This is a genomic window from Paraglaciecola aquimarina (assembly GCF_032464635.1).
GTDB lineage: Bacteria > Pseudomonadota > Gammaproteobacteria > Enterobacterales > Alteromonadaceae > Paraglaciecola > Paraglaciecola aquimarina.
This window is the reverse complement of record NZ_JAWDIO010000002.1, coordinates 3,967,139-3,980,915: the sequence shown is the minus strand read 5'-3', so window position 1 is coordinate 3,980,915 and position 13,777 is coordinate 3,967,139. Positions and strand designations below refer to the sequence as shown.

Annotated in this window: 10 protein-coding genes and 1 CRISPR repeat array (1 of these 11 only partly in view); of the genes, 8 read left to right on the top strand and 2 right to left on the bottom strand. The window is 41.3% G+C overall.

Going from position 1 to position 13,777, the window contains the following annotated elements; all coding sequences use genetic code 11:
- Positions 1–2,825: direct repeats of the CRISPR family, unit length 32 nt; unit sequence GTCGCCCCTCACGCAGGGGCGTGGATTGAAAC; it reaches 1,614 nt to the left of the window's first position.
- A 2,082-nt stretch (positions 2,826–4,907) separates the two neighbouring features.
- Entirely contained in the window at positions 4,908–5,141 is a 234-nt protein-coding gene (locus RS130_RS19640) for a hypothetical protein (RefSeq protein ID WP_316027325.1), read from the bottom strand.
- A gap of 378 nt (positions 5,142–5,519) precedes the next feature.
- On the opposite strand from RS130_RS19640, the gene RS130_RS19635 reads away from it, so the two are divergent.
- The 7 genes from RS130_RS19635 (at position 5,520) to RS130_RS19605 (ending at position 11,580) form a co-directional block, all read left to right on the top strand.
- Entirely contained in the window at positions 5,520–6,197 is a 678-nt protein-coding gene (locus RS130_RS19635) for a hypothetical protein (protein WP_316027324.1), read from the top strand.
- A gap of 146 nt (positions 6,198–6,343) precedes the next feature.
- The gene (locus RS130_RS19630; RefSeq protein WP_316027323.1) at positions 6,344–6,565 is read left to right on the top strand and encodes a helix-turn-helix domain-containing protein; all 222 of its coding nucleotides are present in this window, start codon (positions 6,344–6,346) and stop codon (positions 6,563–6,565) included.
- A 79-nt stretch (positions 6,566–6,644) separates the two neighbouring features.
- On the top strand, positions 6,645–7,193 hold the full coding sequence (locus tag RS130_RS19625) for a hypothetical protein (RefSeq protein WP_316027322.1): 549 nt from the start codon (positions 6,645–6,647) through the stop codon (positions 7,191–7,193).
- A gap of 526 nt (positions 7,194–7,719) precedes the next feature.
- A complete protein-coding gene (locus tag RS130_RS19620; RefSeq protein ID WP_316027321.1) occupies positions 7,720–8,832 on the top strand; it encodes a tyrosine-type recombinase/integrase in 1,113 nt (370 codons plus the stop codon).
- Positions 8,833–9,475: 643 nt separating this feature from the next.
- Positions 9,476–10,426 carry a hypothetical protein gene (locus RS130_RS19615; RefSeq protein ID WP_316027320.1) on the top strand — a complete coding sequence of 317 codons (951 nt, stop codon included), beginning with the start codon at positions 9,476–9,478 and terminating at the stop codon, positions 10,424–10,426.
- 242 nt (positions 10,427–10,668) lie between these two features.
- Positions 10,669–11,214 (top strand): hypothetical protein, encoded by a 546-nt coding sequence (locus RS130_RS19610; RefSeq protein ID WP_316027319.1) that lies wholly within the window; start codon positions 10,669–10,671, stop codon positions 11,212–11,214.
- A 216-nt stretch (positions 11,215–11,430) separates the two neighbouring features.
- Positions 11,431–11,580, top strand: a complete 150-nt coding sequence (locus RS130_RS19605) for a hypothetical protein (protein WP_316027318.1) — start codon at positions 11,431–11,433, stop codon at positions 11,578–11,580.
- 162 nt (positions 11,581–11,742) lie between these two features.
- Here RS130_RS19605 and RS130_RS19600 read toward each other — a convergent pair whose 3' ends face one another.
- Positions 11,743–12,531, bottom strand: a complete 789-nt coding sequence (locus RS130_RS19600) for a hypothetical protein (protein ID WP_316027317.1) — start codon at positions 12,529–12,531, stop codon at positions 11,743–11,745.
- 665 nt (positions 12,532–13,196) lie between these two features.
- Here RS130_RS19600 and RS130_RS19595 point away from each other — a divergent pair.
- Positions 13,197–13,751, top strand: coding sequence for a recombinase family protein (locus RS130_RS19595; protein WP_316027316.1), 555 nt, complete (start codon positions 13,197–13,199; stop codon positions 13,749–13,751).
- Positions 13,752–13,777: the final 26 nt, after the last annotated feature.

The window sequence follows — 13,777 nt, the reverse complement described above, 5'->3', positions numbered from 1 at the left end:
CGTCTTCGTCTTCAAGAGGCAAATAGTGAATAGTCGCCCCTCACGCAGGGGCGTGGATTGAAACAGCGGGTAAATGCGCGGCTAGTGCATGAAAATCTTGTCGCCCCTCACGCAGGGGCGTGGATTGAAACATGTTCAATCCTTAAAACAATGCAACTTGATGTGGTCGCCCCTCACGCAGGGGCGTGGATTGAAACGTACATTCTCTAACACAACAGTGCAATCACTAATGTCGCCCCTCACGCAGGGGCGTGGATTGAAACAGAGTTAACAACAGCTATAGAAAATATGGATACGTCGCCCCTCACGCAGGGGCGTGGATTGAAACAACATCAAATCAATAAAATAATTAGTGTTGCCCGTCGCCCCTCACGCAGGGGCGTGGATTGAAACCGTGTGTTTGACTTATCTTGTTTGGGCGTTGCCGTCGCCCCTCACGCAGGGGCGTGGATTGAAACAACGATCTGGCGTTATGGGTGATAAAGGTTGGGGTCGCCCCTCACGCAGGGGCGTGGATTGAAACTTCCTAGTTAAAGGCTGTACATTTTGAATTTTAGTCGCCCCTCACGCAGGGGCGTGGATTGAAACTTCTCAAAATAAAACGAGCAACATAAGCGCTAACAGTCGCCCCTCACGCAGGGGCGTGGATTGAAACGAATCGGGTACTTGACCGACACAGAATGGCGGGGTCGCCCCTCACGCAGGGGCGTGGATTGAAACATTGCTGGCAATTAAAAAGTTGTCACCCGCTGCTGTCGCCCCTCACGCAGGGGCGTGGATTGAAACTCGTATATCAACATCACCAATCGCGCCCGTATCCGTCGCCCCTCACGCAGGGGCGTGGATTGAAACACCTCCGGCTGTACCTACGTTTTCGAAATCTTCGGTCGCCCCTCACGCAGGGGCGTGGATTGAAACAGCCCATAACGACAAGTAGCTAACACCATCTAACATCGCCCCTCACGCAGGGGCGTGGATTGAAACTTGTTTATTCTAAACGCGACAGCGTGGATAAAGTAGTCGCCCCTCACGCAGGGGCGTGGATTGAAACATGCTGCTGCTCCGGGCTTTGGCCAGAATGCAGGGTCGCCCCTCACGCAGGGGCGTGGATTGAAACTGATTCATCTCTCAGCGGGGCTAATACAGGAGGGTCGCCCCTCACGCAGGGGCGTGGATTGAAACTACTGATGTAGTAGTCACAGATAGAACTGACTTGTCGCCCCTCACGCAGGGGCGTGGATTGAAACGATACAGGTCAAACAGAAATGCACTCACAAGTAGGTCGCCCCTCACGCAGGGGCGTGGATTGAAACATCATTATAATAAATACCCTCGCCCACTGGACTTAGTCGCCCCTCACGCAGGGGCGTGGATTGAAACGCCTATGAAAACTTTGACATGTCCACCATGATAAGTCGCCCCTCACGCAGGGGCGTGGATTGAAACTAAATTAACCTTACTCTTGTCGGCATCCATAGCTGTCGCCCCTCACGCAGGGGCGTGGATTGAAACATCTTAATATCTAATTTGCGAAACGCGACTGGTCGTCGCCCCTCACGCAGGGGCGTGGATTGAAACACAACAGAGCAAAAAGAATAATTCTGCAGTTAAGTCGCCCCTCACGCAGGGGCGTGGATTGAAACAAAGAAAATCTATTTAGCTACTGCATTCACCCAGTCGCCCCTCACGCAGGGGCGTGGATTGAAACATTTAGTTACAACTTCCCCTTCTCTGCTAAACCGTCGCCCCTCACGCAGGGGCGTGGATTGAAACTTTAGATACGCTAATCTTACACAGTGACGACTGCGTCGCCCCTCACGCAGGGGCGTGGATTGAAACTTGGAGGGCCCATTTGATTTGTTTGCGGTGATAGTCGCCCCTCACGCAGGGGCGTGGATTGAAACTTCAATCTGCTGTATCGACTCACTTAGCTCTGTAGGTCGCCCCTCACGCAGGGGCGTGGATTGAAACAACTACCGAATTTATCGTCTCAATCAAATTCACAGTCGCCCCTCACGCAGGGGCGTGGATTGAAACTACTCTTATACCTAAAGCCAATTCAATACAAAAGTCGCCCCTCACGCAGGGGCGTGGATTGAAACATGTTAAATCCTTAAAACAACGCAACTTGGTGGGTCGCCCCTCACGCAGGGGCGTGGATTGAAACACAACAGCGTTGTACGATGAGGTAGTTAGGGTCGTCGCCCCTCACGCAGGGGCGTGGATTGAAACACAACAGAGCAAAAAAGAATAATTCTGCAGTTAAGTCGCCCCTCACGCAGGGGCGTGGATTGAAACAAAGAAAATCTATTTAGCTACTGCATTCACCCAGTCGCCCCTCACGCAGGGGCGTGGATTGAAACAACGTAATACAGTTTAACGGTGTAACCCCTATATGTCGCCCCTCACGCAGGGGCGTGGATTGAAACGATACGGGTCAAACAGAAATGCACTCACAAGTAGAGTCGCCCCTCACGCAGGGGCGTGGATTGAAACTTGAACACTCACACCCATCTCATCAGCCATGGTGTCGCCCCTCACGCAGGGGCGTGGATTGAAACTCAGTGACGAGTTTAACTGAGCTGTTTCGGGTAGAGTCGCCCCTCACGCAGGGGCGTGGATTGAAACTTTATCGGGAGGCATCGCCAGCAAACTATCTAACGTCGCCCCTCACGCAGGGGCGTGGATTGAAACAGCGACAGAGACACTAACGTTTAATTTAACTGTGTCGCCCCTCACGCAGGGGCGTGGATTGAAACACAACCTCGCTGGGTCTAAAAATATAATATCGAAGTCGCCCCTCACGCAGGGGCGTGGATTGAAACAGTGATACGTCACGACCCTGCACCCACTTTGTACGGTCGCCCCTCACGCAGGGGCTGAACCGGCTGGATTTTGTCTTTTATTCTTCGCTGTCTGCGTGTTCCCCGTAATCACGGGGCTGAACCGATATTTTTGGCTTTAAATCTGGATCTCCTGAAGTGTTCCCCGTACTCACGGGGCTGAACCGCGTATCGTCCTCGGGGTCTGTGCTGCTTGCGCGTGTTCCCCGTACTCACGGGGCTGAACCGTGATTTATAAATGCTCTGCTCGTTACCAAAGGTTTGATCTACCCTTCTGCTTAGAAAAGTGGTGATACTTTTGATGTAGTCAATCACACATCCCTGATGATCGGCACCCAACCTTGGCATCCATGCCAAGCTGTTAAACCGCTGGAGCAATGCTCCAGAAAGCCTCGATTTAACCCCTGATGATCGGCACCCAATCTCGCCATCCATGGCTCAATGACTAATCAGGCGGCGCATGCGCCTAAAGAATCTGATTATTCCCGCACACGCAGTTTGAATATTGTCACTGTTTGCAATGGATTCCTGCTAACGGCATGCAGGAATGACGGTGTTGGGGGCAGGAATGACGTTACTCACCTTCGTCATTCCGGTAGTGTTTTGAGCCGGAATCGGATTGGTTTTTGGCTTTGGGCACTGCAGTCACTTATTCGGCATTTTGGATTCCTGTTAACGGCATGCAGGAATGACGGGGTTGTTTTTTGATTCCTGCTAACGGCATGCAGGAATGACGGGGTTGTTTTTTGATTCCTGCTAACAGCATGCAGGAATGACGGGGTTGTTTTTGGATTCCTGCTAACGGCATGCAGGAATGACGGGGTTGGGGGCAGGAATGACGTTACTCACCTTCGTCATTCCGGTAGTGTTTTGAGCCGGAATCGGATTGGTTTTTGGCTTTGGGCACTGCAGTCACTAATTCGGCACTGTGGATTCCTGCTAAAAGCATGCAGGAATGACGTTACTCACCTTCGTCATTCCGGTAGTGTTTTGAGCCGGAATCGGATTGGTTTTTGGCTTTGGGCACTGCAGTTACTAATTCGGCATTTTGGATTCCTGCTAACAGCATGCAGGAATGACGGGGTTGAGGGCAGGAATGACGTTACTCACCTTCGTCATTCCGGTAGTGTTTTGAGCCGGAATCGGTTTTGTTTTGGCTTTGGGCACTACTGTCACTTATTCGGCCGTGTGGATTCCTGCTAACAGCATGCAGGAATGACGGGGTTGTTTTTTGGATTCCTGCTAACGGCAAGCAGGAGTGACGGGGTTGAGGGCAGGAATGACGTTACTCACCTTCGTCATTCCGGTAGTGTTTTGAGCCGGAATCGGTTTTGTTTTGGCTTTGTTCACTACTGTCACTTATTCGGCATTTTGGATTCCTGCTAACGGCATGCAGGAATGACGTATGAGCCGGAATCGGTTTTGTTTTGGCTTTGGGCACTACTGTCACTTATTCGGCATTTTGGATTCCTGCTAACGGCATGCAGGAATGACGGTGTTGGGGGCAGGAATGACGTTACTCACCTTCGTCATTCCAGTAGTGTTTTGAGCCGGAATCGGTTTTGTTTTGGCTTTGGTCTCTACTGTCACTTATTCGGCATTTTGGATTCCTGCTAACGGCATGCAGGAATGACGGGGTTGGGGGCAGGAATGACGTTACTCACCTTCGTCATTCCAGTAGTGTTTTGAGCCGGAATCGGTTTTGTTTTGGCTTTGGTCTCTACTGTCACTTATTCGGCATTTTGGATTCCTGCTAACAGCATGCAGGAATGACGGGGTTGGGGGCAGGAATGACGTTACTCACCTTCGTCATTCCAGTAGTGTTTTGAGCCGGAATCGGTTTTGTTTTGGCTTTGGTCTCTACTGTCACTTATTCGGCATTTTGGATTCCTGCTAACGGCATGCAGGAATGACGATGTTGTTTTTGGATTCCTGCTAACGGCATGCAGGAATGACGGGGTAAAAAAATGACAGAGTTACGGGGTGAAAAAAATGGCAGAATGAACGAATGATGGAATTTACGGTTGGGATTTTCTGGCTGATGCTGGGTAATTCTGAGCTAGGCTATTTATCTTTGCCTGCCCACATTTCTATTTGTCTGGTCGTTGCGGCGGCATGTAAACCTTCCGCTGCACAATCAATGAATCTTCTTTCCATGCCTGTCGCTTGTTTGGCAAGTGTTGCAAATTGTACAGGGGCGTCGTCGGGCAATGGCGTTTGTTCTAGTATGTGACACGCTTGGGTGTAGTAGGGCATCGATTGCGAATGGGGCTTGGCGTTTTTATCGGTGTCAGTCATCAACTTTATTCGCCGTTGCAAAATGAGATATTAAGTATGTGCATGCAATATTGCAAGATGGCGTCCCCACCAGTTCGACGATAATGTTCGTATCCAATTGAATTTAAAGGGTAAAATATAAAATTAAAATCTCGTGTATCATATGTGTATCAATGCTGAGTGGTTATGGTATTTATCGTAAAATTTTGATTTTTATGGTTTTTTTGTGGCTTGGCGACGGTGGTGTATCACAAAGGTATAATACCTCATATTAAGCTTTATTCGCCCTTAAATTGAATGTTTTTAATATTTATTTTACGTTCAATTTATTTTCAAAAGTCACTGAAGTTTCTCAGCTGTGTTATCTAGTTTGAGAATTTAAATCTAGTTGGAATCTAAATGAATACCGATATTGAAATACATAATGAAATTGCCAAATTGAAACTAAAAGTACAGGTACTCGAAGCAAAGTTACAAGAAAAAGTTGAGGTATTTGAGTCAGATTGTATTTTTGAGATGGTAGAGTTTTTGAACAGTTTATTTCAAAGTGTCAATTCGATTCTGGAAAAAAGCAACAAGGCCAAAAACCCGGATGAAAGTAGATATGAATTGGCAATTGGGGTTAATAAAGTTAAAGAAAAGCTGAACGAGTACATGAAAGAGATGTTTTCGGAGGCTGAAATTAAACCCGAAACACATAACAATGAACAGTTAGCTAGTTTGCCGGTAGGTATTTCAATAAATGTAACTTCGGGTAGATATAATTTGAAAATTGATACTGACTTAATAGAAAACGTAGTCGTAAATTATCGATATTTAGATACGAATACTGAGCCTTTAAGTGGCGTTGTTATTAGAGAGCTGTGTAAGTCTGCAATAGCAACAAATATTCATCACGCGCCTCGTGATCGCCGCAAGAAAATAGGTGAAATTTATGAGAGCAGATCTTTTAAAGATAAGTTGAATACTATGCTGGGGTATTATCCTAAATTTGGCGTGGGAGATAAAAAAAGAATACTGGATGTTGTTAGTATACATGTTGGAGATAAATTCCCAGAAATCTATCAAACTATTTGAGAGATAGATATAAAGTCAGTCGCAATGTAGGTTGCAGAATTAATACCCCCCAATAAATCCTATTGACGGGGTATTAACCCCATCGTTTAACATCATATATTTCGGTTTAATCCTCACTCAATTTTAAACAACCTTGAGTGAACATCATGAACGATAAAACATTAGCAGATAATCTTCTTACTCCTTTACAAGTTGCCGAGATATTAGGCGTTTCTAGCGGTACCTTAGCTGTTTGGCGAAGTAATGGCGCTTGTCAAATTCCATACATTAAAGTTGGTCGGTGTGTTCGTTACAAGCGTTCCGTTATTGAGAGTTTCCTTCAACAACAAGAACATTTGCATACCCACTTAAAAACAGGGGGAAAGTAAATGAAATTACGCTCCATTAATCTTAAAAGATCTTCATTGATCATAACCAGATCACGTTATTTAAAGTTTGGAGGTTCAGATGCTTAATATTAAAGGTGTTAACACTCAAAAATCATTAATCAATAATGGAATAGTAATTCCCCAAAAGTCAGCAGTATTTATTGATTATATAACCTTGTCTATCGATGGAATTAATGACTGCCCAACTTATTTTAATTGGTTTAATTATCAACTTAAGAAGTTTGGTTTATCCATATCTAACCGTTTGGCTAAGGTTCCACCTAGTTATGATTTAGCATATCAACTTTGTTTGACAAATAATCAGAATTTGGTGTGTGGCAGCATTAAATATAGTCACCTGCATGAACGTGTATTAATAGAGTTTTCTGGGAGTGGTTGTGCGTTGTTAGCGAAACAGGATAATTGCTATTGGTTAAATGTTTTCGTTAATCAATCTGCAGTATTTATAAAGCGTTTAGATTTAGCGTACGATGATTTAAGAGGAAGTTTTCCAATTCAACTTGTCGATAAAATTTATTGTCGAGGTGGTTTTAATAGTTATTCAGGAAGAAGACCACTCAAAGAAAATGTAGGTCAACCAAAAAAAGGTAGAACCATAGGTACATAGGCGGAAAATCAGCTTATAAACTAGCTTGTATATACGAAAAAGGAATAAAACTAAGTTGTGTATCACATCCCAATTGGGTTCGACATGAGATTCGTTTTAGGTCAAATAGCAGGGACTTAATTCCTAAAGAAGTGTTATCAAACTTAGAAAGTTATTTTTTTAATGCATTTCCAAAAGCTTATAAACGTTTAGTTGGAAAATTTGAATACCATTCTGTGATTTATCGAGAAAGTTTGGAATATGTATGTAGCCTTAAGAAAACGTTAGGCCATTTGAAACATCAATATGGTCGAACGATAAAGGAAACTGCAAATATCCTTGGTGATCAAAATACTGTTGAATTGTTATCACGGGACGGTCGTTCTAAAAGTAATAAAAGACTACCATTTATTACCGATGAGTTTCTAAATACAAAATTCGCTAGTGAGTTGCGAACAGTAGAGATAACGCAGTCATCGAAATGAAAACAAGGCGCGTAAATATCAGTCAGGCTTGTATTAATAAGTACAAACACTTACAAGTCACATTGAAAGATAAACAACTACCTTACTTATTTTTCCGATACTGCAAAAATATCGAAATATCAGGTGGGGTAGTTGGAAGTTTTCATATTAGTTTTGTTAACAAGGGCAAAACGACAAGTCGCATACTTGGTCGTTATCCATTGCTCAATATTAATGCCGCTAGAATGGAAGCGTTAAACCAGTACTCGGCAATTCAGAAAAGCAAAAATTTAGCCACTAAGAAGAATACGTTTGAATACTGTGGTGAACTATTGATTTGGTACTTAAACTTTCGATTAGAGACTGCTGGGACTGCAATTAAAACAAAAAGTAACATTGCACATCAGATTAACAACATTCTCCTTCCGTCTATGCAGAATCAGAAATTGAGTGATTTGAATCAAGTTTTTCTGGCTGAAAAGTGGCTTATACCAAATCACTCAAAATATAAAATATCCACGTTGAAAAGTAGTTTTCAATGTTTGAAAGCAGCCTTCAACCAAGCCAGTAAATTGGGGTATGCTGAACCTAATCCCTTATTTAATGTTAGTTTTGGTGATCTGACAGCCAGTAAAGTGAAACCTAAAACATGTAAAATTCAGTCTACAGATCTTAAAAAACTGGTTCATAAAATTAGTTCATTCGATCCTATGATGAAAATGATGTGCCTTTTATGCCTTGGCTACCTGACTAGAAATCAGGAAACAACATTAGCTAGATGGGAACACTTCAATTTCAATAAAATGCTGTGGCATATTCCTGCTGAAAATACGAAAACGGGGCAGGGGATATTTCATCCTATTACACCAATTATGCTTAATTCATTAAAACAGTACAGAGTGTGGCAGCGATATAAAACACGTTCAAAGTTTCTATTTCCTCAATTGAGAGGTTATAAATCAATTTCAGAATCTCAAGCTGCTAAAAAAGTAGCAGTACTGTCTCAAAAGCAATTTAGCCTGCATGACTTGAGAAAATATGGCTCTTCTTATCTTCGGGATATGGGCGTCGACTATTACATTGTCGAGAGGATTTTGAATCATAAAATGACCGTTCTAGATCAGACTTATATACACACCAGCGTATTTAATATCGTCCGTAAAGAATTGGAAAAGTGGCATGATGAATTTTTTTAATTTTGTGTACTGTATCTTTTAGTTAAAAACCTAAATAGAACCAGCATATTAATAAAATTGCTTTATTTGCGGCTATTTAAGTTTTTCTGACTGCAGCATTATTCATTAAACTTGATTTAATATACAGTCAATTTAAGTAGAAAGTAATTAGCTAGCGAGTTAATTCAGAGTCCGATTGATCGAAATTTATTGCGATCACAAAACCAATTACGAAAGTAGGAACATGGCACAAACTTTAAGTACAAATCAGAATGTGCATGGCCGATTTTTTAAAAACTGCTAACTTAATAAACTAGAAAGATTAAATAAAAACCTTCCACAAAAAAACTAATGGCTAACAAGATAAATTAAGGACTGATTATGCTCGTTATTAAAAATACTCTAATCACACTATATTTTACGAAATCATGCTCACTTGGAATGCTATTTAGCTGTTTGATTATCGGAAATTGTTTTGCATTTGAATATCAAATTGAAAAAACACTTTTCAGAAATCAATCCGGTCCGAGACACGAGTCAATAACTTCTCTTGCGCTGAAATGTGTAAACGAAATGGGGGGATTTAGGTAGGGCATCGTCAAGAACGAAGTGCGAAGTTGTCGACAACTTAATAACAAGTTATAAAGGAAACGAGACTCTGGTATTGCCCTCAGTTTCAATTGATCCGATCGATGAAAATGAATTTAGAGATGCCTCATCATGGTCTGATGACCCAACAAGACAAGGATCTTACTATGGCCTGAAAGCAAAAATCTTAACTTGGATGCAATGTAAAAATTGGAAGCGTATATTTCGCCACCAAAACTTCTCGGACACAATTAGAGGTGGACTATTTTGTAATTCCCATTTCGGAGTCTTACAATTTTTTCATTCGCAAGCATCAAAGCCTAATGATGAAAACACCTATGCTGTTGAACCTTATAATGTAACAAGAAATAAAATCCTTGGCTGGCTTCGTTTTAACTATGAAATAGTTTTGAATAGTGAACTATTAAAACTAGGCTACTGTAAAACGTTCATCAACATGAGGAATAAGAGCGAGTATGGAGGAATTGACCGTGGCTTTTTACCTGCCGACTATGACCATAATTTCTTCCAGTGCTCATCACCAACTTCACTTCAGTGGATATATCACCACAAATGTGAAAATCCACTCGGTTCGAAGGACTGCAAACCAATTGGCGATACTAAGACATATCAAATCGCTGCTCTAGGGGCAATAGTTCATGCAGTTCAAGATTCATATTCACAAAGTCACACTAAGCGTGGCGAATGCTCGACTTCAAACGGTAAAAATGACTCTAAAGTCAATTGTGGAGCTATAGAGCAGTATTACAATTACAACGCTCAGAATAGCGATAAACATAGTGAATCTGATACATTGCCTATATCGATTGATTCAGGTTGCGATATAAGCTCTGTTGATGATGTCGTTACCGCGACAGCTAGAATACTTTGGCACGTATCAAATGAGACGCCTGTTAACGTAGTAATGGACTATCTTTCAGATACCGTTTTCAAATCTCCCTACACAGATGAAACATCAATACCACATTGGGGACTAAATGAATCTTCCGGTGCTTGTTATCTTTAGTTAATTCAAAAAACTTATATCAGCACTCTTAAAAGAGTGCTGTATGCCTTAGAACAAACGTAATCACTAATTGGAAACAGTTGAGCAATAGACTTCATTTGCTTATTTCCACTCCCACAAAATATATAATAGACGTCAATACATAAATAATAGGTAAGGTGAATTTCATTTTATAAAAAAGGAGCTATATTTTACTTAAACTCACATATGATAAAAAATATACACAAATAGGGAAATAAAAAATGAAAATAGTTTATATGGGTTTAATTTGTTTGTTAGTACCTGTCGTTTCGATGGCGCAACTCCCAAACACAAGTCGAATATTTAAAGATGATGATGGAGAGTACAAGCGTTATGAAGCTGCAACTGTTGATGGGACTGGCAACGTAAGTGGGTTAGGGTTAGATGAGAGTTGTAGTGCTAGCCCTTGTGCCGAGGTGTCTAGCGAGATTCCTGAGGGGTTTGGAGGGTTTTCTTTGGGGGCATTCAATGGTGGTACGGAGGTTCAATTAACCTTAATTAGATATAATATTCATTATAGTAAAAATGGGCGAATTCCGTTTTATATTATGGCCACAACGCCAGTTGCTGGACAGGTTGATGTTGATTCAAGTGTGAGCTCGCTACTGGGAGCTGATAGTGGCTTGTTAAATTTTAAAATTGCAGATGATGTCAAAACTTTGTTTAGTGAATCAGGTAATGGAGATGGGCTTTGCGATTTTAATGGTGCTTCTGATAATAATCTCAGGGTGGGTGTTACATTAATACCCAGATGGGCGTCAAATTAATTGAATATCTAGGGGATTCTGGAAAATCAAAGCAAATGGGAGCTTTGTATGCCTCCACGCAGTTTTCATTTGAATTTCCAATATCAGATGAAACAGGTTTAACAAGGGCAGGAAGATTTGCAGGGAGCTTAGGTTTGTCTGGCTATTATGCAAATACTGATAACGTACAGCATTTATTTGAGGATTATCTGATACCGAGGGGTGGAAATTAAGGATTTGAAAAAATTCTATGCATCATTTGATGTCGGTTTGACTTTTACGGTGACGGATCAGTTTACGGTAACTGCTTCGTACATTCAGCCGATTGTGAATGATGATGCCTTTGATGATGTATTGACATTGAATTTTAAATACCTGACAGAGTAGTAGAGCTAAGTAAAGAAAACTGAATAGTATTAATTTCCTCATTAGCCAGTGGTTGGTTTTCTTGAGATAGAGCATATTAATGAGGGAACGTAACTATGATCACCTCACTAGGTTTCATTGGCTTCGATGGCTTTTAAATAGCTAGATTTTCAGAGCCAGTGTTTACCTTCTTTTTAAAAGTGCGCTTTCTAATATGTCTTTGGATATTTGTAACTGCTTTTTACCAACATCAATTCCTAACTTGTTTCTGATGGCTAAAGTATTTATAGAGTCGCTAATCTCATCAGTAACGATTGCTATGTCTGTATCTTGGATGATTTTTTCAATTGGATCTGCCAGAGTGATTATGCTATTCGCCCACTTCAACCAAATATTTTGATTTTGAGTTAGTGCTCCGTGTTCAGCCATTTTAGTTTCAACAGCATTTAGAAACTGTCTTCCTTGTTCAACTTTTTGCCATTGATTGAAGTTGCTGAAAAGGTCCTCTATTTTAGATTCTTGGTCTTCTACCAATGAGTTAAATTGCGCTGTAAGCCCATTTTGTTTTTGGCGTAATTCATCTTCTTGACGTCTTTTTACCTTGTTTTCACTAGCAACTTCCGACGCCTCAATGATCCAATCGAAAAAGAAACCCAGTTTATCTTCAATAAAGTACTTTTTATTATCATTAAGAGTTGGGTTACTAACTGACTTTACCTGATGTTCCAGAATGAGCATGAGTTCACCAGTAGGTTCATTTACTTTCTCGTGATAAACATAGCCTTGTTTTTCTTTTTCTATCTCTTCTTCAGCAGTCAGTGTTCTCTTAGTTTGTTTAAGTTTTTCTCGAAGCTTAAATGTCAGATTGTTGTGATCAACCCGTATAGTATTTTCTGGATGTCTAGCATAATCTGAACGTTTTGCTTCAAAAAGCCATCCTCTTCTTTCAAATTCTTTGACCAGAGTATCCATTATTCTTAATGCTCTTTGAAAACACGCCGGAGACACCGAAATTCTATATGTTTCACCTTGCTAAGGCACCCTCCATCAATCTGCCATGAGGGAATCTTGATTTTTTATATAGCTCCTTTGCAACCTTAGTCAGTTTATGTGGGCTATGTAAGGCTTTTGGAACATGTAGTTTATTTGTTGGTGAAGATTCAAAGGGTGATGGCACTGCACTCTTTTTCAGGAGAGGAGTGAGGTCAATTGCATCTTCCGGTTTTACTGTGTTTGGTAGCCTTGGCTTAGGTAAAATTTGTCCCAAACCAATTTTAACCCAGTACCCATTTGGAGGTCTTGGTATCGAGTACTCATCGCACAGTTTCCCAAGCAGTGTTGGGTTGATATTCCAATCTGCAGCTAGTTTCGATAATGGGGTAGACCATACAGAGTTGTAAATTTCCAAAACGGACTTAAGCATCGCTTTTGCTCCAAAATTTATATTTAAATGTAGTTCATTTAAAGCTATACCTTAAATTTTGCTTATTGGAATTTTGAGGTGTAAAAGTAAGGTATACCTTAACCTTACAGTTTTGAATTTAACTAAAAGTGTCAATATAGAGTCTGTTTGTTGATTTATTTACATGTGTAAGGTAAAGTCTAGATTCTAAGTTAACAGTTTGGCGAGAATAGTTATGAAAGGTCAAAAGATTGGGTATAAGCGAGTCAGTTCATTCGATCAAAATGAAGAAAGGCAATTAGACCAAGAAGTTTTGGATCGAGTTTTTGTTGATAAAGCTTCTGGCAAAGATACCAATCGGCCACAACTCAAAGAACTACTCTTGTTTGTCAGGGAAGGGGATGAAGTTGTTGTACATAGTATGGACAGACTTGCTCGTAATTTGGATGATTTACGCCAAATTGTAAAAGATCTAACCAACAGAGGCATTAGTATTCGTTTTTTTAAAGAAGGCCTAACTTTTACTAACGAGGCTGATTCGCCAATGTCTAACTTGCTTTTGTCCATGATGGGGGCTTTCGCCGAATTTGAACGCTCACTAATTAAAGAGCGTCAGAGGGAAGGTATTGAGTTAGCAAAGAAAAAGGGCGTCTATAAGGGACGAGCTAAATCACTATCCGCCGAAGATATTATTCTACTAAAAGAGCGCGTTAATGTTGGTATCAACAAAAGCGCGCTAGCCAAAGAATTTGGTATTAGCCGACAAACTTTATATTCTTACTTAGAGTGATGTGATTTAACGTTTCTTTTAATTAT